General features: G+C 72.1%; 19 protein-coding genes and 1 tRNA gene. 9 read left to right on the forward strand and 11 right to left on the reverse strand.

Translation table 11 applies throughout. The features are described 5' to 3' along the window. Positions 1–91: 91 nt before the first annotated feature. Positions 92–214 (reverse strand) — tRNA-OTHER (locus AB0M92_RS26485). A 96-nt stretch (positions 215–310) separates the two neighbouring features. After that, positions 311–913: a TetR/AcrR family transcriptional regulator C-terminal domain-containing protein gene (locus AB0M92_RS26490; protein WP_366104789.1), complete on the reverse strand. Its 603-nt coding sequence runs from the start codon at positions 911–913 to the stop codon at positions 311–313. A gap of 114 nt (positions 914–1,027) precedes the next feature. On the opposite strand from AB0M92_RS26490, the gene AB0M92_RS26495 reads away from it, so the two are divergent. Together AB0M92_RS26495 and AB0M92_RS26500 are read left to right on the forward strand one after the other, a co-directional pair. After that, the gene (locus AB0M92_RS26495) at positions 1,028–2,620 is read left to right on the forward strand and encodes an amino acid permease (protein WP_366104828.1); all 1,593 of its coding nucleotides are present in this window, start codon (positions 1,028–1,030) and stop codon (positions 2,618–2,620) included. Next, positions 2,542–4,125: an amidohydrolase gene (locus AB0M92_RS26500; RefSeq protein ID WP_366104790.1), complete on the forward strand. Its 1,584-nt coding sequence runs from the start codon at positions 2,542–2,544 to the stop codon at positions 4,123–4,125. The genes AB0M92_RS26495 and AB0M92_RS26500 overlap by 79 nt, the downstream gene beginning before the upstream one ends. A 78-nt stretch (positions 4,126–4,203) precedes the next feature. Here the strand turns inward: AB0M92_RS26500 and AB0M92_RS26505 are convergent, their stop codons facing one another. From AB0M92_RS26505 to AB0M92_RS26520, 4 genes are all read right to left on the reverse strand, one after another. Then, entirely contained in the window at positions 4,204–5,100 is an 897-nt protein-coding gene (locus AB0M92_RS26505) for an immunity 49 family protein (protein ID WP_366104791.1), read from the reverse strand. A 72-nt stretch (positions 5,101–5,172) separates the two neighbouring features. Further along, positions 5,173–6,063, reverse strand: coding sequence for a phosphatase PAP2 family protein (locus AB0M92_RS26510; protein WP_366104792.1), 891 nt, complete (start codon positions 6,061–6,063; stop codon positions 5,173–5,175). Between the two features lie 93 nt (positions 6,064–6,156). Next, positions 6,157–7,188: a LacI family DNA-binding transcriptional regulator gene (locus AB0M92_RS26515; RefSeq protein WP_366104793.1), complete on the reverse strand. Its 1,032-nt coding sequence runs from the start codon at positions 7,186–7,188 to the stop codon at positions 6,157–6,159. 26 nt (positions 7,189–7,214) lie between these two features. After that, entirely contained in the window at positions 7,215–8,843 is a 1,629-nt protein-coding gene (locus tag AB0M92_RS26520) for a glycoside hydrolase family 13 protein (RefSeq protein WP_366104794.1), read from the reverse strand. Between the two features lie 222 nt (positions 8,844–9,065). Here AB0M92_RS26520 and AB0M92_RS26525 point away from each other — a divergent pair, with 222 nt between their 5' ends. The 5 genes from AB0M92_RS26525 to AB0M92_RS26545 all read left to right on the forward strand — a co-directional run bounded on the left by AB0M92_RS26525 (position 9,066) and on the right by AB0M92_RS26545 (position 14,915). After that, entirely contained in the window at positions 9,066–10,340 is a 1,275-nt protein-coding gene (locus AB0M92_RS26525; protein ID WP_366104795.1) for an extracellular solute-binding protein, read from the forward strand. An 8-nt stretch (positions 10,341–10,348) separates the two neighbouring features. Then, the gene (locus tag AB0M92_RS26530) at positions 10,349–11,377 is read left to right on the forward strand and encodes a sugar ABC transporter permease (protein WP_366104796.1); all 1,029 of its coding nucleotides are present in this window, start codon (positions 10,349–10,351) and stop codon (positions 11,375–11,377) included. Then, positions 11,371–12,228: a carbohydrate ABC transporter permease gene (locus AB0M92_RS26535; RefSeq protein WP_366104797.1), complete on the forward strand. Its 858-nt coding sequence runs from the start codon at positions 11,371–11,373 to the stop codon at positions 12,226–12,228. Before AB0M92_RS26530 ends, AB0M92_RS26535 begins: the two co-directional genes overlap by 7 nt. A 75-nt stretch (positions 12,229–12,303) precedes the next feature. Next, entirely contained in the window at positions 12,304–13,911 is a 1,608-nt protein-coding gene (locus tag AB0M92_RS26540) for a glycoside hydrolase family 13 protein (RefSeq protein WP_366104798.1), read from the forward strand. Then, entirely contained in the window at positions 13,899–14,915 is a 1,017-nt protein-coding gene (locus AB0M92_RS26545; RefSeq protein ID WP_366104799.1) for a LacI family DNA-binding transcriptional regulator, read from the forward strand. Before AB0M92_RS26540 ends, AB0M92_RS26545 begins: the two co-directional genes overlap by 13 nt. Positions 14,916–15,011: 96 nt before the next feature. Here AB0M92_RS26545 and AB0M92_RS26550 read toward each other — a convergent pair whose 3' ends face one another. Further along, the gene (locus AB0M92_RS26550; RefSeq protein WP_366104800.1) at positions 15,012–15,263 is read right to left on the reverse strand and encodes a hypothetical protein; all 252 of its coding nucleotides are present in this window, start codon (positions 15,261–15,263) and stop codon (positions 15,012–15,014) included. Between the two features lie 309 nt (positions 15,264–15,572). Here AB0M92_RS26550 and AB0M92_RS26555 point away from each other — a divergent pair, with 309 nt between their 5' ends. Further along, entirely contained in the window at positions 15,573–17,282 is a 1,710-nt protein-coding gene (locus AB0M92_RS26555) for a carbohydrate-binding module family 20 domain-containing protein (RefSeq protein WP_366104801.1), read from the forward strand. Positions 17,283–17,376: 94 nt separating this feature from the next. Then, complete coding sequence (gene pulA / locus AB0M92_RS26560) at positions 17,377–22,743, forward strand: pullulanase-type alpha-1,6-glucosidase (protein ID WP_366104802.1); 5,367 nt, start codon at positions 17,377–17,379, stop codon at positions 22,741–22,743. Here pulA and AB0M92_RS26565 read toward each other — a convergent pair. Genes AB0M92_RS26565 through AB0M92_RS26580 form a run of 4 tightly spaced genes read right to left on the reverse strand, consistent with a single transcriptional unit; the run spans position 22,730 to position 25,991 of the window. Further along, the gene (locus AB0M92_RS26565; protein WP_366104803.1) at positions 22,730–23,266 is read right to left on the reverse strand and encodes a GNAT family N-acetyltransferase; all 537 of its coding nucleotides are present in this window, start codon (positions 23,264–23,266) and stop codon (positions 22,730–22,732) included. The two genes, pulA and AB0M92_RS26565, sit on opposite strands and share 14 nt — an antisense overlap. Positions 23,267–23,288: 22 nt before the next feature. Next, positions 23,289–24,011: a TetR/AcrR family transcriptional regulator gene (locus AB0M92_RS26570; RefSeq protein ID WP_366104804.1), complete on the reverse strand. Its 723-nt coding sequence runs from the start codon at positions 24,009–24,011 to the stop codon at positions 23,289–23,291. 31 nt (positions 24,012–24,042) lie between these two features. Then, positions 24,043–25,098 carry a PDR/VanB family oxidoreductase gene (locus AB0M92_RS26575; protein WP_366104805.1) on the reverse strand — a complete coding sequence of 352 codons (1,056 nt, stop codon included), beginning with the start codon at positions 25,096–25,098 and terminating at the stop codon, positions 24,043–24,045. After that, on the reverse strand, positions 25,095–25,991 hold the full coding sequence (locus AB0M92_RS26580) for a metal-dependent hydrolase (protein ID WP_366104806.1): 897 nt from the start codon (positions 25,989–25,991) through the stop codon (positions 25,095–25,097). The genes AB0M92_RS26575 and AB0M92_RS26580 overlap by 4 nt, the downstream gene beginning before the upstream one ends. Positions 25,992–26,016 lie beyond the last annotated feature (25 nt).

The following is a 26,016-nucleotide window of genomic DNA, read 5'->3' on the forward strand; positions in this document are numbered from 1 at the left end:
TGCCCTCGCAGGGCCCGCGTGGACGTCGGGAACGAGGCGGGGCCCGAGCCGAGCGCGGTGTCCGTGCGGGCCGGAGGATCGGAGTCGGGGGCAGGGCCGACGGGATTCGAACCCGCGAGGGGCATCGGCGGACAGGCCCGTCCACTCGCCCCAGACGGCGGCCCGGGGAACCTCCCGGAGCCGCCGGTGCAATGGACCGCTCTGCCACGGTCCTGCCCCCTTGCGGGAGCGCGCGCACCCGCCGGCACCGAGGCTACGGTCCGGACTCCGGCCCCGGCCACGGAATATCCGCGGTGTCCGCGGCCGGGGCTCAGCCGTCGGCGAGCACGGTGCGCGCGTACGTCAGGAACGCGGCCAGGCCGAGGTCGAACGCGGCGTCCGCGCGGCCCGGGCCCACGGCCGTCAGGGCGTCCGCGAGCAGCGGGGTGTCGGGGGACGGCTCCCACATCGCCTCCGGGGCGGCCAGGTCCAGGGCCGAGCCGAGGACCAGGTTCTCCAGCGCCGTCAGCAGCGGCATCACCCGGTCGCGGGTGAACCCCGCCGCCAGCAGCATGGCGACCGCCCGCTCGTACTGCGCCAGCACCCGCGGGGCCCGCACCGGTGTGGTCATCAGCAGCGGGATGGCCCGCGGCGAGGCCGCGAAGGCGGCCCGGTACGAACGCGCCCAGGCCTCCAGGGCCCGGTCCCACGGCTCCAGGTCCAGCGTCTCGCCGGCGATCCGGTCGCACACGAGCTCCCGCACCAGCTCCACCACCCCCGCCCGGCCGTCCACGTGGTGATACACCGACCCGGTCTGCACGCCGAGCGCCCGGGCGATCTGCGGAACGCTGAACTCACCCTGCCCCGCGACCAGTTGCAGGGCGGTCGCGGCGATCCGCTCCCGGTCGAGGAGGGGGGTGCGCGGCCGTGCCATCGGTTTCTCCCACCGTGAGGTCTTCCCGTACGCCAAAACCGGAGGCTACATTGCCGCAAACCTAAACCCTTTAGGTTTTGGTCTCCCCGAAGGGTGTACTGCCACATGCCCGAAATGCCGGAACCGCCAGCAGACGGACCCGCCCTGCGCCGCGCGGCGCTCGGCACAGCCGACATCTCCTTCTTCGTGGTCTCCGCCGCCGCCCCGCTCACCGTCATGGCCGGCGTGGCCCCCGTCGCGATCCTGCTGGGCGGGATCGGCGCCCCCGCCGGGTACCTCCTCGCGGGCCTCACCCTCGCCGTCTTCGCCGTCGGGTTCACCACCATGAGCCGCCACGTCCGCAGCGGCGGCGCCTTCTACGCCTACATCACCCGCGGCCTCGGCAAGCGCGTCGGCATCGGCGCCGCCCTGCTGGCCCTCGTCGGCTACAACGGCATGGAGATCGGGGTCTACGGACTCCTCGGCACCACCACCGCCGACACCGCCCACGCCCTCGGCGGCCTCGACGTCCCCTGGCTGCCCGTCTCCCTCGCCGGCCTCGTCCTCGTCTGGTACGGCGGCTTCCGCTCCATCGACTTCGGCGCCAAGGTGCTCGGCGTCCTGCTCGTCGCCGAGACCGGGATACTCGCCCTCCTCGCGGGAGGCGTCCTCCTCAGGGGCGGCGCCCACGGGCTCTCCGCCGGCTCCTTCGCCCCCGGCGCGGTCCTCGTCCCCGGCACCGCCGCCGTCCTGGCCTTCGCCTTCGCCGCGTTCACCGGCTTCGAGTCCACCGTCATCTACCGCCGCGAGGCCCGCGACCCCGACCGGACCATCCCGCGCGCCACCTACATCGCCGTCGCCTTCCTCGGCCTCTTCTACGCCTTCATCGTCTGGACCGTCATCCAGGCCTTCGGCGCCGAGGAGGTCCTCGCGGCCGCCGCCGAGGACCCCGGCGGCCTCTTCTTCGCCGCGATCACCACGTACGTCGGCCCCTGGGCGGCCGACCTCATGCACCTGTTCATCGTCACCAGCGTCATCGCCTCCCTCCTCGCCTTCCACAACGCCATCAACCGCTACGCGCTCGCCCTCGCCGAGGAGGGCGTACTGCCCGCCGCCCTCGGCCGGGTCCACCCGCGCCACCGCTCCCCGTACCTCGCGGGCCTCGCCCAGAGCGCCCTCGGCGCCGTCATCGTCCTCGCCTTCGCGCTCGCCGGAGCGGATCCGTACCAGCAGCTGCTGCTCTGGGTGAACACGCCGGGCATGATCGGACTCATGGCGCTGATGCTGCTCGCCGCGATCGCCGTACCCGTCTACTTCCGGCGCACCGCGCACACCGAGGGCCCCTGGCGGACCGTGGTCGCGCCGGTCGCCGCCGCCGCGCTGCTCGCCGTGGCGATCTGCCTCGTCGTCTCCAAGGTGGGCCTGTTCACCATGGCCTCCACCACCGTGAACACCGTCCTCGTCGCCCTCGTCCCCGCCGTGTTCCTGGCCGGGCTCGGGCTCGCGCAGCGCCTGAAGACCCGACGCCCCGATACCTACGCCCGATTCGCCGCCGAGCCCGATACCGAAGCCGAGCCCGATACCGAAGCCGGTCCCGATACCGGTCCCGATACCGAAGCCTTCGCAGAAGACGCCCAAGGAGAAGAGCCGTGCCCGCTGCCGACACCGTCCTCACCGGAGCCCGCGTCCGCACCCTCGACCCCGCCCGCCCCGAGGCCCGCGCGGTAGCCGTCCTCGGCGGCGAGATCCTCGCCGTGGGCGACGAGGGCGACGTACGCGACTGGCGCGGCCCCGCCACCGAGGTGCTCGACCTCGGCGGCGCCACCCTCACACCCGGGCTGACCGATGCCCACAGCCACCCCGTCTGGGGCATCGAGATGGCCACCGGGACCGACCTCTCGGCCGTCCGCGACCTCGACCAGCTCCGGTCCGCCCTGCGCACCGCACCCCGCACCGGAGGCTGGGTCCTCGGCCACGGCCTCGACCACAACGCCTTCGGCGGCCGCCCCGTCGACAAGGCGCTGGTCGAGGAGGCCCTGTCCGGCGCCCCCGCCTTCCTGCGCCTGTACGACGGCCACTCCGCCCTCGCCTCCGGCGCGGCCCTGGCGGCGGCGGGCATCACGGGCCCGCGTACGTTCGACCAGCGCTCGGAGATCGTCTGCGGTCCGGACGGCCGCCCGACCGGACACCTCGTCGAGCACGCCGCGATGGGCCTGGTCGGCGCCCTCGCCCCCAAGCCCTCGGCCGCCGAGCGGCGCGCCCGGCTCACCGCCCTGCTCGGCGAGATGGCCGCCACCGGCCTCACCGGCGCCCACGTGATGGACCTCGGCGACGGCGACGTACCGGCCCTGCTCGCGGGCGTCGAGTACGAAGGCGACCTGCCGCTGCGGCTGAAGCTCGCGCCCTGGTGCATGCCGGGCGCCACCTCGCGGGAGCTGGCCGAGCTGATCGGACTCCAGGGCGTGCGCGGCCGTCACTGGCAGGTCGCCGGCGTCAAGTTCTTCATGGACGGCACCGTCGAGGGCGGCACCGCCTGGCTGGAGCGCGCCGACTGCCACGGCCGGGGCACGGACGCCTTCTGGCCCGACCCCCGGGCCTACTCGGAGGCCGTACGGACCCTGGACGCGGCCGGGGTGCGCACCGCGACCCACGCCATCGGCGACGCGGCCGTCCGCCACGTCCTGGACACGGTGGCCTCGCTGGGCGCGCAGGCCCGGATGCGGCACCGGATCGAGCACATCGAGACCGTCCCCGACGACCAGCTGAACCGGTTCGCGCAGCTCGGGGTGATCGCCTCGATGCAGCCGCCGCACACCGCGTACACCCGGGCCGACCACAGCGACGAGTGGTCGAAGCGGCTGGGCGCGGAGCGGGCGGCGCGGGCCTGGCGCTGCCGGGACCTGCGCGAGGCGGGGGCCGTACTGGCCCTGGGCTCGGACTGGCCCATCGCCCACCACGACGCCCGCCGGGTCCTGGCCACCGCCCGCAGCCCCCTGGGCGCGGCCGCCGCGGGCCCCGCCCTGACCGGGCTGATGGCCCTGGAGGGCATGACCTCGCACGCGGCGATCGCGGCCGGGGAGCAGCGGGTGGCGGGCCGGATCGCGGCCGGCTTCCGGGCGGACCTGACGGCCTTCGCCCTCGACCCGGTGGACACGGCCCCCGACGAGCTGGCCGCGGCCCCGATCCGGCTCACGATGTCGGGCGGCCGGATCACGTACGTCGGGAAGGCGTAGCGGCGATCAGGCGGCCAGGCGGCCAGGCGGCCAGGGGGCCAGGCGGGGAAGCAGCCAGGCGGTCAGGCGGTCAGGCCGTCAGCCCGTCAGGAGGCTCTGCGGGAGGTAGGCGGAGGTGACGCCCAGCCGCCAGCCGTGGACCTGGACGGCCAGCGCGGCCACGGCGATCGTGCCGACCGGGAAGAGGGAGCGGGCGGGCGCGTCGGGGCCCGCGCCCTCGCGGAGGCCGGCGAGGCTCCCGGCCAGGGCGCGCTCGAAGGCGGGCTGGTCGTCGTCGAGGAGGACGCGCAGCAGCCGCTGGTCCGAGGTGAGCGCACCGAAGCCGTCCAGCCGGCGGGCGGCCTGCGCACGCTCGGCGGCGTCGGGCTTGCACAGGGTCGCGTCCGGCCAGTCCCGCGGCAGGTGTCCGGCCGCCGGCGTGAGGTAGAGGCACAGCGCGTCCATCTCGGCGAGCTCGGCCGGGTCGGAGTGCGAGTCGAGCGGCGAGTACGGCACGCCGTCGCGCAGGGCGGGTGCGTAGTCGCTGCGCAGCAGCAGCCCGATCACCCGGTCCCGCTCCCGGACCACCCCGCAGGCCACGGACAGCGCGAAGGCGTCCAGCCAGGTCCGGGCCGTGGGCGCCTGGTCGACGGAGTCGCCGAAGGAGAGGTCCATGCTGCTGAGCTCCTCGTGGAGGAGGGGGAACGGCACCTCGAAGTCGCCGTTCGGGAAGCAGCCGAGGGAGAGCTCTCCGAGCGCGCATTCGGCGGCCGTCAGCAGCGCACGGCGTGCGACGGCTCCGGTCAGCCCGGGGTCCGCCAGCGTCCGCGCGCCGACGTGGTCGAGGAGGTCGTCACGGGTCTCGTGGAGCCCCTTCAGGGACAGCCCGCCGCCGTACCGCAGCCGGTACCAGTGGTCGTAGGCCCGTCCCGGAACGTCTTCCAGGGCTTCGGTTATCCGGTGCTCGCCGACCTCGTGCCGCTCCACGTCCTGCACGCCGCCTCCTTGATCGTTCCTACTGGCGACGCGCAGGCTAACAACACCCACTGACATCGCCCGACCAGGGCGTCAGGACCTGCGGAACCGGTTCAGCAGGGCGGCCGTCGCCGGATGCGGGTCTTTGGCCTCCGGCTCGCGCGGCAGCCGGTGCGGCAGCGAGCCGTACCAGGCGCGCGAGACCGTGTAGCCGAACGCGAGGCAGAGCATGCCGCCCGCGGCGTCCAGCCAGAAGTGGTTGGCGGTGGCCACGATGACCACGAGGGTGGCCACCGGGTAGAGCAGGCCCAGGATCTTGGCCCAAGGGGCGGAGGCGACCGCGAAGATCGTCAGTCCGCACCAGAGCGACCACCCTATGTGCATCGAGGGCATCGCCGCGTACTGGTTCGACATGTGCTTGAGGTTGCCGGAGGCCATCGAGCCCCAGGTGTGGTGGACCAGCACGGTGTCCACGAAGTCCTGCCCGTTCATCAGCCGGGGCGGCGCGAGCGGGAAGAAGTAGTAGCCGAGCAGGGCCACGCCCGTGGTGGCGAAGAGGACCAGTCGCGTCGCCGCGTAACGCCCCGGATGGAAACGGTAGATCCACACCAGGACGCCGATGGTGACGACGAAGTGGAGCGTGGCGTAGTAGTAGTTCATGCCGACGATCAGCCACGTCACCGAGTTGACGGCGTGATTGACCGAGTGCTCCACGGCGATGCCGAGGGTGCGTTCGAGGTCCCACAGCCAGTCGGCGTTCGCGAGGGCGGCCGCCTTCTGCTCGGGCACCGCGTTGCGGATGAGCGAGTAGGTCCAGTAACTGACCCCGATGAGCAGGATCTCGAACCAGATCCGCGGCCGGCGCGGGGCGCGCAGCCGGGGCAGGAGAGCGCGCTGAGACCCCGGACGAGTCTCACTCTCGGTCACGTGGGGTGACGAGGCTTCCGTCCGGGTTTCCAGTGTCTTCACGCTCGATTCACCCATGGGGAAAGAGTCTGCCAGATGGCTCCTCGCCTTCGATCATCCCTCGGGACGGTCTCGGGCGCAGCCGCTCAGCCCTGGGGAGTAGACGGTCCCCTAAGTTCCCCTGCGCTGCTGCGGACCGGAGGCGGTGGATCCGCGGACCACCAGCTCGGGGAGGAAGACGAACTCGCTGTGCGGGGCCGGCGTACCGCCGATCTCCTCCAGGAGCGTACGGACGGCCGCCTGCCCCATGGCCTGCACCGGCTGCCGGATGGTGGTCAGCGGCGGATCGGTGAACGCTATGAGGGGGGAGTCGTCGAAGCCGACGACCGAAACGTCCTGCGGCACCCGCAGCCCCTGCTGCCGGGCCGCCCGGATCGCCCCGAGCGCCATCATGTCGCTGGCGCACACGACGGCGGTGCAGCCGCGCGCGATGAGCGCCGCCGCCGCGGCCTGCCCGCCCTCCAGGGTGTACAGGGAGTGCTGGACGAGCTCCTCGACCTCGGCCTCGTCGAGGCCGAGCCGCTCCTTCATCCCGAGCCGGAAGCCCTCGATCTTGCGCAGTACCGGCACGAACCGCTTGGGTCCGACCGCGAGCCCGATGCGGGTGTGCCCGAGCGCGGTCAGGTGGGTGACGGCGAGCTGCATCGCGGCGCGGTCGTCGGGGGAGACGAAGGGGGCCTGCACCTTGTCGGAGAACCCGTTGATGAGGACGTACGGGACGCCCTGCCCGCGGAGTTGGTCGTAGCGGCCCATGTCGGCGGTGGTGTCGGCGTGCAGCCCGGAGACGAAGATGATGCCGGAGACCCCGCGGTCGACCAGCATCTCGGTGAGCTCGTCCTCGGTGGACCCGCCGGGGGTCTGCGTGGCCAGGACCGGGGTGTACCCCTGCCGGGTCAGCGCCTGGCCGATGACCTGCGCGAGCGCCGGGAAGATGGGGTTGTCCAGTTCGGGGGTTATCAGCCCGACGAGCCCCGCGCTGCGCTGGCGCAGCTTGACCGGGCGCTCGTAGCCGAGCACGTCGAGCGCGGCCAGCACCGATTCACGGGTGCCGGCGGCCACGCCGGGCTTGCCGTTGAGCACGCGGCTGACTGTGGCTTCGCTGACCCCCGCCTGGGCTGCGATGTCGGCTAGCCGTGCGGTCACGGGATTGGACTGTACCGGTCCCCGGCTCACAACGCCCACCACGTGCACGAATCCGGCGGCAGCAGCACGGTCCGGCCGTCGGTCTCCACCGGCGCGCTGGAGAGTACGGGGCGCCCCGGCGCGGGAAGTTCGAGCGGCTCGGAGCGGCTGTTGAGGGTGCAGGCGAACCCGGGCCGGGTGAAGAGGAGCACGCCCTCGGGCGCCGGCAGCCAGGTCAGCGGGCCGGCGTCGGGGGAGCCGAGGCCGGGCAGCGCGCGGCGCAGCTCCAGGGCGGCGCGGTACAGCTCCAGGGTGGAGTGGGGGTCCCCGGTCTGGGCGGCGACGCTGAGCGGGGCCCAGTCGGCGGGCTGCGGGAGCCAGCTGCCGGCCGGTCCGAACCCGTAGGGGGGCCGCTCGCCGGACCAGGGCAGCGGGATCCGGCAGCCGTCGCGCAGCCCGTCCTGCCCGGCGGAGCGCAGGAAGGCGGGGTCCTGGCGCAGGTCGTCGGGGAGGTCGGCGACCTCGGGCAGGCCGAGCTCCTCGCCCTGGTAGAGGTACGCCGACCCGGGCAGGGCGAGCATCAGCAGCGCGGCGGCCCGGGCGCGGGCCAGGCCCTGGGCCCCGCCCCCGTACCGGGTCACATGGCGTACCACGTCGTGGTTGGACAGCACCCAGGTGGTGGGGGCGCCGACGGAGGCCGTGGCCGCCAGGGACTCGTCGATGACGGTCCGCATCGCCCGGGTGTCCCAGGGACAGTTCAGGAATCGGAAGTTGAAGGCCTGGTGCAGTTCGTCGGGGCGGACGTAGAGGGCGAGCCGCTCGGAGGTCGGCGCCCACGCCTCGGCGACCCCGATGCGGGGGCCCTCGTAGGAGTCGAGCAGCCGCCGCCAGGAGCGGTGGATCGCGTGCACGCCGTCCTGGTCGAAGAAGGGGAGCGGCTCGGTGCCGATCAGGGTGGCCTGGGCGCCGCGGCCGATGTCGGGCATGCCGGGCGCCTTGACCATGCCGTGGGCCACGTCGATGCGGAACCCGTCGACGCCGAGGTCGAGCCAGAAGCGCAGGACGGAGGAGAACTCCTGCGCCACCTCGGGGTGCTCCCAGTTCAGATCCGGCTGCTCGGGGGCGAAGAGGTGCAGGTACCAGGCCCCGTCCGGGGTGCGGGACCAGGCGGGGCCGCCGAAGACGGACTCCCAGTCGTTGGGCGGGAGCGCCCCGCCGGGGCCGCGGCCGGGGCGGAAGTGGTAGCGGTCCCGGGCATCGGCCGCGGGGTCGGCGAGGGCCTCCCGGAACCAGGCGTGCCGGTCGGAGGTGTGGTTGGGCACCACGTCCACGATGACCCGCAGGCCCAGGGCGTGGGCGGACCGGACGAGCTCGTCGGCGTCGGAGAGGTCCCCGAAGAGGGGGTCGACGGCCCGGTAGTCGGCGACGTCGTAGCCGCCGTCGGCCTGCGGGGAGACGTAGAAGGGGGTGAGCCACACGGCGTCGACCCCGAGCCGGGCCAGATGGGGCAGGCGGGCGCGCACCCCCTGGAGGTCGCCGATGCCGTCGCCGTCGCTGTCCGCGAAGGAACGTACGTACACCTGGTAGATGACGGCATCGCGCCACCAGCCGCCGCCGCTTGCGGTGACCTTGCTGGAAGCGCTTGCAAGCCGGGGGGCGGTCAGCTCATGGGTCATATAGGGGTCAACGCGCGCACATGCCCCCTGGTTGCGGGCCTGACGCCCCGAAGGAAGTTCGAACAACCAGCAAGCGGCGGCAACCGTCAGGACACACGGATGTAACGATCGGCCCGGCTTGCAGAAAATTGCCGCAAGCTCTTTCGGTCGGCTTTCAGGCTTGTTACGTTCCCTGCAACTCGGGACCGCGAGGGCGCGGCCGGGATCATCGAAGGAGTTCATATGCGGCGTGGCATAGCGGCCACCGCGCTGGTCGCGACCCTGGCGCTCGCGGCGACGGCTTGCGGCGGTGACACCAAGGACGGCGGCGGCGAGACCAAGGCCGGCGGGGAGCTCTCCGGCACGGTCACGTGGTGGGACACCTCGAACGACGCCGAGAAGGCCAGCTTCCAGAAGATCGCCGAGGCGTTCACCGCGAAGCACCCGAAGGTCACCGTCAAGTACGTCAACGTCCCGTACGGTGACGCGCAGAACAAGGTCAAGAACGCCTTCAGCAGCGGCTCCGAAGCCCCTGACGTGATCCGCGCCGACGTCGGCTGGGTCGCCGACTTCGCCTCGCTCGGCTACCTCGACGAGGTCCCGGCCGAGACGGTCAAGAAGGTCGACGCCGAGTTCCTGCCGCAGGCCGCGGCCAGCGGCAAGTACGAGGGCAAGACCTACGCCGTCCCGCAGGTCATCGACACCCTCGGCCTCTTCTACAACAAGAAGATGCTCGCCGACGCCGGCGTCCAGCCCCCCAAGACGCTGGAGGAGCTGAAGGCCGCCTCCGCCGCGATCAAGGCGAAGACCGGCAAGGCCGGCCTCTACCTGCGCGGCGACGACTCGTACTGGTTCCTGCCGCTCATCTACGGCGAGGGCGGCGACCTCGTCGACGCGAAGACCAAGACGGTCACCGTCGACAACCCGGCCGGCGTCAAGGCGTTCAAGACCGCCCGCGACCTGGTCACCTCGGGTGCGGCGATCACCAACGCCACCGACGGCTGGACCAACATGCAGACCGCCTTCAAGTCGGGCGAGGCCGCAATGATGATCAACGGTCCGTGGGCCGTCGCCGACACCTACGCCGGCGACCAGTTCAAGGACAAGGCCAACCTCGGCGTCGCCGCCGTCCCGGCCGGCTCCGCCAAGGCCGGTGCCCCGCAGGGCGGCCACGACCTCGCCGTCTACGCCGGTTCGAAGAACCGCGCCGCCGCGCACGCCTTCGTCGAGTACATGACCTCGCAGGACGTGCAGGTGCAGTCCACCAAGGAGCTCAGCCTGCTCCCGACCCGGACCGCCGCCTACGAGCAGCCGGACGTCAAGTCCAGCGAGATGGTCCAGTTCTTCAAGCCGGCCGTGGACAAGGCCGTCGAGCGCGCCTGGATCCCGGAGAACGGCTCCCTCTTCGAGCCGCTGAAGGTCGAATACACCAAGGCGATCACCGGGGCCTCCAGCCCCGAGGACGCGGCCAAGGCGGCCGGCGTCGAGTTCCGCAAGATCCTCAAGGGTTGGAAGTAGTAGAAGCGATGGCTGCTGACACCAGCCAGTCCGTGGCGAAGGCCGCGGGCGGCGACGGGGAAGACTCCGTCGCGGCCCGCGGCCGGAGCCGCATGACTGACAGCTCGAAGCGCGGTGGTCTGGGGCGCGCCCTGGCCACCCACTGGTACGCCTGGGCCATGGTCGCCCCGGTGGTGCTCGTCCTCGGCGTGATCATCGGCTGGCCGCTCGCCCGCGGCGTCTACCTGTCGCTGACCGACGCCAACGAGCGCAACGTCGGCCGTACGATCGGCGCCAACCACATCGAGGCCACGTACAAGTTCGTCGGCCTCGACAACTACGCCGACGTCCTGGCCGACCCGGTGTTCCTGCAGCGGCTGGTGTGGACGGTGGTGTGGACCGTCCTGTGCGTGTCGATCACCTTCACGCTCGGACTGGCCCTGGCCAACATGCTGAACCGGGACTTCCGGGGCCGCGCCGCCTACCGGATGGCGCTCATCCTGCCCTGGGCCGTTCCCGGCTTCGTCTCCGTCTTCGCCTGGCGGTTCCTGTTCAACCGCGACAGCGGCATCCTGAACAAGATCCTCGACGGGGGCGGCATTTCTGCGGTCCCGTGGCTCGACGACCCGACGTGGGCGAAGTTCTCGGTCGTCGCCGTCAACGTCTGGCTCGGCGTCCCCTTCATGATGGTCGCCCTGCTCGGCGGGCTGCAGTCGATCCCCGGCGAGCTGTACGAGGCCGCCGAGATGGACGGGGCCACCGCCTGGCAGCGGTTCCGGCACATCACCCTGCCCGGGCTGCGGGCGGTGAGCATGACCGTGATCCTGCTCTCCACCATCTGGACCTTCAACATGTTCCCGGTGATCTTCCTGCTGACGCGGGGCGGACCGGGCGACTCCACGGAGATCCTGGTGACCCAGGCCTTCCGGGAGGCCTTCGTGGCCAGCCCGCGCGATTTCGCCGGCTCCGCCACCTGGGGCGTGCTCATCCTCGCCCTGCTCATGATCTTCGCGCTGGTCTACCGGCGCTCGCTGCGCAAGCAGGGAGAGGTGTGGTGACCGTGACGACCCCGCGCATACGCATCAGGGGGCAGCGCTCCCCGCTCGCCTCCGCCGGACTGCACGTCACCCTGATCGTGGCGTCCGTGATCGCCGTCTTCCCGGTGCTGTGGGTCCTGCTGACCTCGATCAAGCCCGCGAAGCACGCCATCTCCACGGACTTCGTGAAGGAACCGACCCTGGAGAACTACCGCTACCTGGTGGAGTCGACCTCCTTCTTCACATGGTTCGGCAACTCCGTGCTCGTGGCCGGCATCACCACGGTCCTCGGCGTGTTCATCGCCGCCACGACCGGCTACGCCGTCAGCCGGTTCAAGTTCCCCGGCATGAAGCCGCTGATGTGGACCCTGCTCATCACGCAGATGTTCCCGATGGCCATCCTGATCGTCCCGCTCTACAACCTCATGGGAGACCTGGGGCTGCTCAACCAGCCGCTCGGTCTGATCATCACGTACCTCACCATCGCCGTGCCGTTCTGCGCCTGGATGATGAAGGGGTTCTTCGACACCATCCCGGTCGAGATCGACGAATCCGGCCGCGTCGACGGGCTCAACCCCTTCGGCACCTTCTGGCGCCTGATCCTGCCGCTGGCCAAGCCCGGCCTCGCCGTCACCGGCTTCTACTCGTTCATCACCGCCTGGGGCGAGGTCGCGTACGCCTCCGCCTTCATGGTCGGCGACGAGCACCTCACCCTCGCCGGAGGGCTGCAGACCTTCGTCACGCAGTACACCTCCAACTGGGGTGCGATGAGCGCCGCCTCGGTCCTCATCGCCATCCCGGCGGCCATCTTCTTCCTCTTCGCCCAGCGTCACCTCGTCGCCGGGATGACGGCAGGCGCGACCAAGGGCTGACACCCCTCCCGCGACCCAGGGCCGACCACCCTGCCTGCCCCCTCTCACCCCCGGCCCGATCTCTCCAAGGACGACATGACCCAGCACCTCGCCGACGCACTGACTTCGGACAGTGGCCTTCCCACCACCACCGGCACGCTGCCCGGCTGGTGGAGAGAAGCGGTGATCTACCAGGTCTATCCGCGCAGTTTCGCCGACTCCAACGGAGACGGCATGGGGGACCTCGAAGGCATCCGCAGCCGACTGCCGTACCTGAAGGAGCTGGGCGTGGACGCCGTCTGGCTCAGCCCCTTCTACGCCTCCCCGCAGGCCGACGCCGGCTACGACGTCGCCGACTACCGGGCCATCGACCCCATGTTCGGCACCCTGCACGACGCCGACGCCGTGATCCGCGAAGCCCACGGGCTGGGCCTGCGCATCATCGTGGACCTCGTCCCGAACCACTGCTCCGACCAGCACGAATGGTTCAAGCAGGCGCTGCGGGAGGGTCCCGGCACCCCGCTGCGCGAGCGCTTCCACTTCCGGCCGGGGCGGGGGGCCGACGGCTCCGAGCCGCCGAACGACTGGGAGTCGATCTTCGGCGGACCGGCGTGGACGAGGGTGGCGGACGGGGAGTGGTACCTGCACCTCTTCGCCCCGGAGCAGCCCGACTTCAACTGGGAACACCCGGCCGTCCAGGACGAGTTCCGCTCGATCCTGCGCTTCTGGCTCGACCTGGGCGCGGACGGCTTCCGCATCGACGTGGCCCACGGGCTGGTGAAGGCTCCCGGCCTGCCCGACCTCGGCCGCGACGAGCAGCTCAAGCTGCTCGGCAACCAGGTGCTCCCCTTCTTCGACCAGGACGGGGTCCACGAGATCTACCGCTCCTGGCGGAAGGTGCTCGACGAGTACGCGGGCGACCGCATCGGCGTCGCCGAGGCCTGGACCCCGAGCGCGGACCGCACGGCCCTGTACCTGCGCCCCGACGAGCTGCACCAGGCGTTCAACTTCCACTACCTGAACACGGGGTGGGACGCCGAGGCGCTGCGCGCCGCGATCGACGAATCGCTCGACTCGATGCGGCCGGTGGGGGCGCCGACCACCTGGGTGCTGTCCAACCACGACGTCGTACGCCACCGCACGCGCTTCGGCAGCCTGGAGCGGGCGCGCGCCGCCGCGCTGCTGATGCTGGCGCTGCCGGGGTCGGCGTACGTCTACCAGGGCGAGGAGCTCGGCCTGCCGGAGGTGACGGAGCTTCCGGACGAGGTGCGCCAGGACCCCTCCTTCTTCAAGGAGAACGGGCAGGACGGACTGCGCGACGGCTGCCGCGTGCCGATCCCGTGGTCGGGCCGGGAGGCCCCGTACGGCTTCGGTGACGGCGGCAGCTGGCTGCCGCAGCCGGCCGAGTGGGCCGGGCTGAGCGTCGAGGCCCAGACGGGCGACCCGGACTCCACCCTGGAGCTGTACCGGGCGGCGCTGCGGATCCGCCGGGACCACGCCGACCTGGGCGCGGGTGACGCGGTGGAGTGGCTGGAGGCGCCGCAGGGCGTACTGGCCTTCCGGCGCGGGGGCTTCGTCTGCACGGCCAACACGACCGGGGAGCCGGTGCGGATGCCCGCGCCGGGGACGGTGCTGCTGGCGAGCGGCGAGGTGACGGACCCCGGGGTCCTCGGGGCCGACACGGCGGTGTGGTGGCAGGGGTGACCTCCCCGCTCCGGCTGACGGACATCGCCGCGCAGGCCGAGGTCAGCGAGGCGACGGTCAGCCGTGTGCTCAACGGCAAGGCGGGCGTGGCGGCCGGCACCCGGCACCGGGTGCTGGCGGCCATGGACCTGCTGGGCTACGAGCGCCCGGTACGTCTGCGCCGCCGCAGCAACGGGCTGGTCGGACTCCTGATCCCGGAGCTGACGAACCCCATCTTCCCGGCGTTCGCGCAGGTCATCGAGCAGGCGCTGGCGGGCCACGGCTATACGCCGGTGCTGTGCACGCAGACGCCGGGCGGGGCCACGGAGGACGAGCTGGTGGAGCAGCTGGAGGAGCGGGGGGTCACCGGGATCGTCTTCCTGTCGGGCCTGCACGCGGACGCGTCGCTGGACCCGTCCCGCTACCACCGGCTGTCTTCGCGGGGCATCCCCTTCGTCCTGATCAACGGCTTCAACGAACACGTCAACGCCCCGTTCATCTCGCCGGACGACCGGGCGGCGGCGGACATGGCGGTACGGCACCTCGCGGACCTGGGCCACCGGCGCATCGGCCTGGCGATAGGGCCGACCCGCTACGTTCCGTCGGCCCGCAAGGAGGCGGGGTTCAAGGCGGCGCTGCCGTCGGCCGAGGCGGACGGTCTGATCCAGCGGACGCTGTTCACGGTGGAGGGGGGCCACGCGGCGGGCGGCGCCCTGCTGGACCGCGGCTGCACGGGCATCGTGTGCGGGAGCGACCCGATGGCGCTCGGCGTGATCCGCGCGGCGAGGGAGCGGGGTCTGAGGGTCCCCGAGGACGTCTCGGTGGTCGGCTTCGACGACTCCCCGCTGATCGCCTTCACGGACCCCCCGCTGACGACGGTCCGCCAGCCGGTCCGCGCGATGGCCACGGCGGCGGTGGGCGCCCTCCTGGAAGCGGTGGCCGGCACCCCGGTCCAGCGCACGGAGTACGTCTTCCAGCCGGAACTGGTGGTCAGGGGCTCGACGGCCCAGGTCCCGGAGGACTAGGTCCCAGGAGGGCCGGATCCCGGAGGACCGGGTCGTGAACGCCGCGGGGGCGGCCGACGTCGCCGTCGGTCCGCCCCCGCGGTGCCGGGCGCCGGATCAGGCACCGATGTGGTGCCCCGTCAGCCACTCCTTGTCGCCGCTCTTCTCGCAGGACGAGTTGTAGACCGGGCCCGCGAACGCCGGGAGGTTGTGCGGGACCGCGGCGAACGTGGAGCAGTTCGACGCGTGGCCCGCGCGGCCACCGGTGAAGTAGTCGATGTCGACCCCGTCGGCCAGGGCGGCACCGGCGCCGCCGAGCAGGATGCCGGCGGCCAGGACGGACGCGGTGACAGCAGAACGAATGCGCATGACTCCCCTAAGGATCATCGAAGGACGCGCTGCTGGTTCCGCGCGTCGGCCGGTCCAACCGTCCGCGAGCGCTGCCGGGAACGGGTGTTCACTCCAATGCCCGCAGCTGTATCGTTTCGACACTTTGCGCCCCCTATGCGCGCCCCCGTGATGCGGCAGGGCCCCGATCCGCGCCCTGCCTGACCCGCCCGTCCGGCGGGACACGCCCCGGAAACAATTCTGCAATCTCTTGCGCAAAGTCTTGCAGGCCTCCTACCCGGCCCCTACGGTCGCTGCAATCCCCACCTCTCCCGCCAGGAGGCCCCCCGCATGCCTGCCAGAGCCGTCAGAGCTGCAACTCTTTTCGCCACCACCGCACTTGCCGCGGCCGCCCTCACCGGCCCGGCACCGCAGGCCGCCGCCGCGGCGCCCGGGGACAAGGACGTGACCGCCGTCCTCTTCGAGTGGCGCTTCGACTCCGTCGCCAAGGCGTGCACCGATGCGCTCGGGCCCGCCGGATACGGGTACGTCCAGGTCTCGCCGCCCCAGGAGCACATCCAGGGCCCCCAGTGGTGGACCTCGTACCAGCCCGTCAGCTACAAGATCGCCGGGCGGCTGGGCGACCGTGCCGCGTTCAAGGCCATGGTCGACACCTGCCACGCCGCCGGAGTGAAGGTCGTGGCCGACTCCGTCATCAACCACATGGCCGCCGGCGACGGCGTCGGGACCGGGGGCTCTTCGTACACGAAGTACGGTTACCCCGGGCTCTATTCGGGCGCCGACATGGACGACTGCCGGGCCGCCATCTCCAACTACCAGGACCGGGCCAACGTCCAGAACTGCGAACTCGTACAGCTCGCCGACCTCGACACCGGTGAGGACTACGTACGGGGGCGGATCGCCGGATACCTCAACGACCTGCTGTCGCTGGGCGTCGACGGCCTGCGGATCGACGCCGCCAAGCACATGCCCGCCGCCGACCTCGCCAACATCAAGTCCCGGCTGACGAATCCTTCCGTCTACTGGAAGCAGGAGGCGATCCACGGGGCCGGCGAGGCCGTCTCGCCCTCCGAGTACCTCGGCAACGGCGACGTGCAGGAGTTCCGCTACGCCCGGGACCTCAAGCGGGTCTTCCAGAACGAGGACCTCGCCCACCTCAAGAACTTCGGCGAGGCCTGGGGGTACATGCCGAGCGCGCAGGCCGCGGTGTTCGTCGACAACCACGACACCGAGCGCGGCGGCGACACCCTCAACTACAAGGACGGCTCCGCCTACACCCTCGCAAGCGTCTTCATGCTGGCCTGGCCGTACGGGTCCCCCGACGTGCACTCCGGGTACGAGTGGAGCGACAAGGACGCCGGACCGCCGAACGGCGGCTCCGTGAACGCCTGTTACTCCGACGGCTGGAAGTGCCAGCACGCCTGGCGGGAGATCTCCTCCATGGTCGCCTTCCGCAACGCCGCCCGCGGCCAGGCCGTCACCAACTGGTGGGACGACGGGTCCGACCGGATCGCCTTCGGGCGCGGGTCCAAGGCGTACGTCGCCCTCAATCACGAGGGCGCGCCCCTCACCCGCACCTTCCAGAGCTCGCTCCCGGCCGGCGACTACTGCGACGTCCAGAGCGGGCGCACCGTGAACGTCAACTCCGCCGGGCAGTTCACCGCCACCCTCGGCGCCGGCACCGCCCTCGCCCTGCACGTGGGCGCCCGCACCTGCGCCGCCGGCGGGACCACGCCCCCGCCGGCGGCCGCGGGCGCCTCGTTCGCCGTCAACGCCACCACCGCCTTCGGACAGAACATCTACGTCACCGGGGACCGCGCCGAGCTCGGCGGCTGGAACACCGGCAGCGCCCTCAAGCTGGACCCGGCGGCGTACCCGGTCTGGAAGCTGGACGTGTCCCTGCCGGCCGGGACCGCGTTCTCGTACAAGTACGTGCGCAAGGACGCCGCCGGGAACGTCACCTGGGAGAGCGGGGCCAACCGCACCGCGACCGTCCCGGCGAGCGGCAAGGCCGTGCTGAACGACACCTGGCGCAACTGACCACCACACCTCACAGACCAGGGCCGCCCGGTGTTCCACCCCGCCATCCGCCGGGCGGCCCTCATCCCGTGCCCCGTACACAAGGAGACCCGCCTTGATACGCCCCGCCGCAGGAGTGATCGCCGCCGCCCTGGCCGTGACGCTCCTGCCCGCCCTCCCGGCCGCGGCCGCCGCGCCGCCCGCCCCGCCCTCGGACGCGAAACTGGCCGCCGAGCCCGCACGGCACGACCTGACCCGGGAGCAGTTCTACTTCGTCCTCCCGGACCGGTTCGCGAACGGCGATCCGCGCAACGACACCGGCGGCCTGACCGGCAGCCGTCTGGAGACCGGGCTGGACCCGACGGACAAGGGCTTCTACCAGGGCGGCGACCTCAAGGGCCTGACCGACCGGCTCGACTACATCAAGGGGCTCGGCACCACCGCCATCTGGATGGCGCCGATCTTCAAGAACCAGCCGGTGCAGGGGAAGGGAGCCGACGTCTCCGCCGGCTACCACGGGTACTGGATCACCGACTTCACGCAGGTCGACCCGCACTTCGGCACCAACGCCGACCTGGAGCGGCTGATCGACAAGGCGCACGGGAAGGGGATGAAGGTCTTCTTCGACGTCATCACCAACCACACCGCCGACGTCGTCGACTACCGGGAGCAGTCCTACTCCTACCTCTCCAAGGGGGCCTTCCCCTATCTGACGAAGGACGGGGTGCCGTTCGAGGACTCCGACTACGCCGACGGGAAGGGGAAGTTCCCGCGCGTCGGCACCGAGTCCTTCCCGCGGACCCCCTTCGTGCCCGACGCGAAGAAGAACCTGAAGGCTCCCGCCTGGCTCAACGACCCGACGATGTACCACAACCGGGGCGATTCCACCTTCGCCGGGGAGTCCTCCGACCAGGGTGACTTCTTCGGCCTCGACGACCTGTGGACCGAGCGCCCCGAGGTCGTCAGCGGGATGGAGAAGATCTACGAGAAGTGGGTCAAGGACTTCTCGATCGACGGCTTCCGCATCGACACGGTCAAGCACGTCAACACCGGGTTCTGGACGCAGTGGGCCACCGCCCTCGACAAGTACGCGGCCCAGCGCGGCCGGAAGAACTTCTTCATGTTCGGCGAGGTCTACTCCGCCGACACCGCCGTCACTTCCCCGTACGTGACGCAGGGGCGCCTGGACGCCACCCTCGACTTCCCGCTCCAGGACGCGATCCGGGCGTACGCCTCGCAGGGCGCGGCCGCCTCGCGGCTGGGCTCCGTACTGGCCGACGACTACCGGTACACGACGGACAAGGCGAACGCCTACGAGCAGGTCACCTTCCTCGGCAACCACGACATGGGCCGTTTCGGGAGCTTCCTGAAGCAGGACCGGCCGGCGGCGGGGGAGCAGGAGCTGCTGGACCGCTACCGGCTCGCCAACGAGCTGATGTTCTTCTCCCGGGGCAACCCGGTGGTCTACTCGGGCGACGAGCAGGGCTTCACGGGCGCGGGCGGTGACAAGGACGCCCGGCAGCCGCTGTTCGGCACGCGGGTCGCGGACTACCTGGACGACGACCAGCTCGGAACGGTGCGCACGCACGCGAGCGATGCTTACGATCCGGGACACCCGCTCTACAAGCAGATCAGTGCTCTCTCGAAGCTGACGAAGGACCACCCGGCCCTGCGGGACGGGGTCCAGAGCGAACGTTTCGCCGACGGGTCCGTCTACGCCTTCGCCCGCACCGACACCCGTACCGACGCCCGCTCCCGCACCGAGTACCTCGTCGCCGCCAACAACGCCGCCGAAGCCCGGACCGTCGAGCTCGACGCCCCTGCCGGCGCCCAGTACCGCACCCTGTACGGCGGCACCGCGCTGCTGCGCGCCTCCTCGGCCGGCAAGCTCACCGTCACCGTCCCCGCCCTCGGCTCGGTGGTCCTCCAGGGCGCCGCTCCCCTCGCCGCCCCCGCCGCCAAGCCCGCCCTCACCCTCAGGGCCCCGGCCGCCGGAGCCGCCGGAACCGTCGAGCTCTCCGCCGAGGTCACCGGCGGCGGCCTGAACCGGGTCGTCTTCGCCGCCCAGACCGGCACCGGGAAGTGGCAGGTCCTCGGCTCGGCCGACCACGCCCCGTACAAGGTCACCCAGCACATCACGGCCCCGGCCGGCACCCCGCTCCGCTACAAGGCCGTCGCCGTCGACTCCGCCGGCCGCACCGCGAGCGTCCTCGCCGAGTCCGTCTCCGGCCAGGTCCCGCCCACTCCGTCCCCCACCGCCACCCAGCGCGACTACGCGGTCGTCCACTACCGCCGCCCCGACGGCGACTACACGAACTGGCGGCTGTACGCCTGGGGCGACCTCGCGGACGGCGAGGCCACTCCCTGGCCCGCCGGGCACGACTTCACCGGCCGCGACGCGTACGGGGCCTTCGCCCACGTCAAGCTGCGGCCCGGTGCCTCCTCCGTCGGCTACCTCGTCATCGACAAGGACGGCAACAAGGACGTCGCCGCCGACCGCACCCTCGACGTGACCAAGAGCGGCGAGGTCTGGCTGGAGCAGGGCAAGGAGGCGGCCACCACGGACCGCCCCGCCTACCCGCCCCAGGACCAGTCCAAGGCCGTCCTGCACTACCAGCGCCCCGACGGCGCCTACGACGGCTGGGGCCTGCACGTCTGGACCGGGGCCGCGAGCCCCACCGACTGGTCCAAGCCGCTGATGCCCGCCCGCACCGACTCCTACGGCGCCGTGTACGAGGTCCCGCTCGCGGCCGGGGCCACCAGCCTCAGTTACATCCTCCACAAGGGCGACGAGAAGGACCTGCCCACCGACCAGTCCCTCGACCTGAAGGCCACCGGCCACGAGGTCTGGATGCTGGGCGGCCGGGCCCCCTACCTCCTCCCGCAGCCCGCCGGCTCCTCCGCCGCCCTCGACCTCACCAAGTCCGAGGCCGTCTGGATCGACCGCGACACCCTCGCCTGGAACGCCCCCGCGGCGGCCGCCTCCGCCGCGCTCCTCGCCTCCCGCGAAGGCACCGTCACCGCCGCGGACGGCGTGCTGCACGCGGACGGCGCGCAGTGGCTGCGCCTGGCCAAGACCGAGCTCACCGCAGCCCAGAAGCAGAAGTTCCCGCACCTCGCGGCGTACGCCGCCTACACCGTCGACCCCCGTGACCGGGGCCGCGTGCGCGAGGCCCTGCGCGGCCAGCTCGTCGCGAGCGCCCGCGCCGCGAACGGCGCCGTCCTCGCCGCGACCGGAGTCCAGCTCGCCGGCGTGCTCGACGACCTGTACGCGAACACCGCAGCCCTCGGCCCCGTCTTCAAGGACGGCCGCCCCACCCTCTCCGTCTGGGCGCCCACGGCCCGAAAGGTGGCCCTCGAACTCGACGGCCGCACCGTCCCCATGCGCCGCGACGACGCCACCGGCGTCTGGTCGGTGCGCGGCGAGCGCGGCTGGACCGGCAAGCCCTACCGCTTCGACGTCACCGTCTGGGCCCCGAGCACCGGCCGGATGGTCCGCAACCTCGTCACCGACCCGTACTCCACCGCCCTGACCACCGACTCCACGTACAGCCTGGCCGTCGACCTGGCCGATCCGAAGCTGACCCCGCCCGGCTGGCGGGACCTGCGCAAGCCCGCGCCCGTCCCCTTCACCTCCGCGCAGATCCAGGAGCTCCACATCCGCGACTTCTCGGTCGCGGACCCCACGAGCGCCCACCCCGGCCAGTACCTGGCGTTCACGGACACCGCCTCGGCGGGCATGCGGCACCTGCGCGAGCTGGCCGCCTCCGGCACCTCCTACGTCCACCTCCTGCCCGCCTTCGACATCGGCACGATCCCGGAGAAGGCCTCCGACCGGACCGAACCCGCCTGCGACCTGAAGGTGTACGCGCCGGACTCGCCCGAGCAGCAGGCCTGCGTGGCCGCCGCGGCCGCGAAGGACGCGTACAACTGGGGCTACGACCCGCTGCACTACACCGTGCCGGAGGGCTCGTACGCGAGCGACCCGAACGGCACGGCCCGAACGGTCGAGTTCCGCAGGATGGTCCAGTCGCTGAACGGGGCCGGGCTGCGGACCGTCATGGACGTGGTCTACAACCACACCGTGGCCTCCGGCCAGTCCGACAAGTCGGTCCTCGACCGGATCGTGCCGGGCTACTACCAGCGGCTGCTCGCGGACGGCTCGGTCGCCAACTCCACCTGCTGCGCCAACACGGCCCCCGAGAACGCCATGATGGGCCGCCTCGTCGTGGACTCGATCGTCACCTGGGCCAAGGAGTACAAGGTCGACGGCTTCCGCTTCGACCTGATGGGCCACCACCCCAAGGCGAACATCCTCGCCGTGCGGGGGGCCCTCGACGCGCTGACCGTCGCCAAGGACGGCGTCGACGGCAAGAAGATCATCCTGTACGGGGAGGGCTGGAACTTCGGCGAGGTCGCCGACGACGCCCGCTTCGTCCAGGCCACGCAGAAGAACATGGCCGGCACCGGCATCGCCACCTTCTCGGACCGCTCGCGCGACGCGGTCCGCGGCGGCGGCCCCTTCGACGAGGACCCGCGCGTCCAGGGCTTCGCCTCCGGCCTGTTCACCGCCCCGAACGCCTCGCCCGCGAACGGCACTCCGGATCAGCAGCGGGCCACGCTGCTGCACGCCCAGGACCTGATCAAGGTCGGGCTGTCCGGCAACCTCGCCTCGTACGCCTTCACGGACAGCGCGGGCAAGCACACCAAGGGATCCGAGGTGGACTACAACGGCTCCCCGGCCGGGTACGCGGCGGCTCCCGGCGACGCCCTCGCCTACGCCGACGCCCACGACAACGAGAGCCTGGCCGACGCGCTGACGTACAAGCTGGCGCAGGGCACCACGGCCGCGGACCGGGCCCGCATGCAGGTCCTCGCGATGGCCGTCGGCACCCTCTCGCAGGGCCCGTCGCTGTCCCAGGCCGGCACCGACCTGCTCCGCTCGAAGTCCCTGGACCGCAACTCCTACGACAGCGGGGACTGGTTCAACGCCATCCACTGGGACTGCCGCGAGGGCAACGGCTTCGGGCGCGGCCTGCCGCCTGCCGCCGACAACGGCTCCAAGTGGCTCTACGCGAAGCCGCTGCTGGCCGGCGGCAAGACACCGGGCTGCGCCGAGATCACGGGGGCCTCGGCCGCCTACCGCGACCTGCTGCGCATCCGCACGACCGAACCGGCCTTCGCCCTCACCACGCCCGAGGCGGTCCAGGCCGCGCTGTCCTTCCCGCTCTCCGGCAAGGAGGAGACCCCGGGGGTGATCACCATGACCCTCGGCGACCTGGTGGTGGTGTTCAACGCCACCCCCGCCGCCCAGCCCCAGCGCATCCCGGCCCTCGCGGGCACCGGCTACGCCCTGCACCCGGCCCAGGCGGCCGGTTGCGACCCCGCGGTCAAGCGGGCCGCGTACGACGTGAAGACGGGAGAGTTCACGACCCCGCCCCGAACGGTGGCGGTCTTCACCCGGAACCTCACACGACGGTGAGCTGATCCAGCCGCTTCTCCAGCAGGATCACCCCGTACACCCGTCCGTCCTCGCCCTCCTTGTGGGGGTACTCCCCGACCACCCGGTAGCCCGCGGCCCGGTAGTACGCGAGCAACCGGGGGTTGGTGGAGACGCAGTCCAGCCGCGCCCGCGGCAATCCGGTACCGGCGATCCGGCGCTCGGCGTGTTCGAGTATCCGCCGTCCGGCCCCCGCGGGCGCGCTCTCGCGGTCCACCATCAGCCGGTGCACGTAGCCGGCGACCGGCGGCTGCACGCCCCAGGCCTCCTCGTCGGACCACCACAGCTCGTACGCCCCGATGATCCGGCCGTCGGCGTCCCCGGCGAGCCACACCTCGCCCTCGCGCATCTTCGTCAGGAAGTGCGCGGCGTCCTTGTCCCCGGGCTTCCACTGGTCGATCCCGTGCTTGCGCATCCACCGGGCGGCCTGGTCGTACAGGGCCACCAGGGTGGCCGCGTCGTTCCCCACGGCACGCCGGAACAGGATCCCGTCATTAATGATCACGGGCGCATTATCACGCGGATGATCACCGCGGAGCGGGAACGGCGGCCTCCACGGCCGGCGGGACGAGTCCGACGAGCCGCCCGACCAGCTCCCCGAACGGCCCGTCGGCCGGCTCGTCCGCGAGGATCCGGCCGAGGATGGCGGCCATCTCCGCGTCGTACGCGGCGCTCACGGCGGCCAGCGCGGCGAAGTCGTGCACGAGCTGCAGCTCCAGCTCCGCCCGCGGGATCTTCCGCCCCTCCAGCCAGATCAGCGCGGTGGACTCCGCCAGCGACACCCAGGACCGCACCACGAGCTCCAGCCGCGCGGGCGGGTTCTCGATGCCGATGTGCGTCACGATCTGCTCGTACGCGGCCTGCCTGACCTCGTCGATCATCGCGTTGGTCCGGTTGCTCCCGACGGCCGGGCCGCCGCGCATCAGCGCCGAGAAACCGGGCCCGTGGTCGTCGACGAACGCGAAGAACCGCCCCATGACGCGCAGCAGCCGCGCCCCGAGCGGCCCCTCCCGGGACTCCACGAAGCGCTGTGCGAGCTCGTCGGCGGCCCGCCGCAGGGCGGCCTCGTACAGGCTCAACTTCCCAGGGAAGTAGTGGTAGACGAGCGGCCGCGATATCCCCGCGGCCGCCGCGATCTCGTCGATCGACACGTCGTCGGGCGACCTGAGGCTGAACAGCTCCAGGGCCACCCCGATCAGCTGCTGCCGCCGCTCCTCGACACCCATCCTGCGCCGCGTCCCGGTAGTCATGCGCCACACCCTACTGGGCCTGCGGCAACGCTCAGAGGTCGAGGACCAGGTGGTCGGTCCGGGCGCGGGATACGCACAGCAGCATCGAGTCCTCGCGCTCCTGGTCCGTGAGGAGGGTGTCGCGGTGCTCGACCCCGCCCGCGAGGACGCGGTGTTGGCAGGTGCCGCAGAAGCCCTGCTCGCACGAGTACGGGGTGTCGGGGAGTTCCCGGCGGACCGCGGCCAGGGTGGATTCGTCCGCCGCGACCTCGATCGTGCGGCCCGAGCGGTGGAGTTCGACCGTGAAGGGGTGCGAGGTTCCGGTGGCGGGGGCGGCGGGGGTGGCGGCGAAGCGTTCCAGGTGGACCGGGGCGCCGGGTGGGGCCGCCGCTTCGACCGCCTTCATCAGGGGGTCCGGACCGCAGCAGTAGATCAGGGTGCCGGGGGCCGCCGCGGTGAGCGGGGTGAGGTCGGGGAGGCCGGCCTCGTCCTGCGCGGTGACGGTGACCCGGGAGCCGTACGCCTCCAGTTCGGCGAGGAACGGCATGGAGGAGCGGGAGCGGCCGCCGTACAGGAGGGTCCAGTCCGCGCCGGCCGCCTCCGCCGCCCGCAGCATCGGCAGGATCGGGGTGATGCCGATCCCGCCCGCGACGAAGGCGTACGAGCGGGACGGCACCAGTTCGAAGCGGTTGCGGGGCGGGCGTACGGGCAGCTCCGCGCCCTCCACCAGCTGGGCGTGCGCCTCGCGCGAGCCGCCGCGGCCGTCCTCGATCAGCCGGATCGCGATCGTGTGGCGGCCCGCGTCGGCCGGATCGCCGCAGAGGCTGTACTGGCGGACCAAGCCCGAGGGGAGCTGTACGTCCACGTGCGCGCCCGGGGCCCAGGGCGGGAGCTCGGGGGATGCGAGGGTCAGCAGCAGCACCCCCTGCGCGGGCTCGGTGCGGGACACGATGAGCGCGGGCAGCCAGCGGCGCGGGGAGTGGCCCGAGACCGGGGCCTCCAGGGCCGGCAGGGGCCACAGCGGGGAGCGGGCGATGCGCCCCTTCAGGGCGCGCCGGGTCAGCAGGGCCGCGCCCGCCACCGCCGCCAGCTTCAGGGCGCGGCTCATGCGGGGGCACCGCCGTTCGCGCCGGGGGAGGAGGCCAGGTAGGCCACGGCCTGGGCCGTGGAGCCCTCCTGGGAGGGGTGGTACGTACGGGAGAGGTAGGTCGGGATCGACTTGAGCATCGCGCCCGCCGAGGGCAGCGTCCCCTGCCGGCCCGCCCGGAGGAACTGGCCGAACGAGGCCTTGGCGGCGGGCAGCTCCGGGTCGTTCTCCATGAAGAAGCGGGCGCCCCGCTGCCACAGGAAGACGAGCGCCGTGAACGCGGTGGCCCAGGTCCTGGCCCGCCGGTGATAGCTGCCGTCCACGTGCATGAAGAGGTCGAAGGCCACCGAGCGGTGTTCCACCTCCTCCGCGCCGTGCCAGCGCAGCAGGTCCAGCATCACGGGGTCCGCGCCCCGGCGGTCCAGTTCGTCCGCGTTGAGCACCCAGTCCCCGAGGAACGCCGTGTAGTGCTCGATCGCCGCGATCAGCGCGACCCGCTCCATGAGCCACCAGTGGCGGGCCCTGCCCGGGGGCAGCGTCCGGTCGCCGAGCAGCTTCTCGAAGAGCCAGTCCACCTGCGCCGTGTAGGGCGTGGGGTCCAGGCCCAGCCGCTTCAGGTGCGGGAGCACGTCGTCGTGGGCGGCGGCGTGCATGGCCTCCTGGCCGATGAACCCGACGACGTCCGCGCGCAGTTGCTCGTCCTTGATGTACGGGAGCACCTGCTTGTAGACGTGTACGAACCAGCGCTCGCCCGCGGGCAGCAGCAGGTGCAGCACGTTGATGGTGTGCGTGGCGAACGGGTCGCCGGGCAGCCAGTGGAGCGGGGTGTCCTCCCAGCCGAAGGACACGTTCCGCGCCTTGAGCTCGATGTGCTCCGACGCCACGGGGGCGGGGGCGGGCGGCGTATTAGACATGGCGTCAATGTACTGAGGGGTAGGG

Origin of the sequence: Streptomyces sp. NPDC051582 (assembly GCF_040681715.1) — a bacterium.
Lineage (GTDB): Bacteria > Actinomycetota > Actinomycetes > Streptomycetales > Streptomycetaceae > Streptomyces.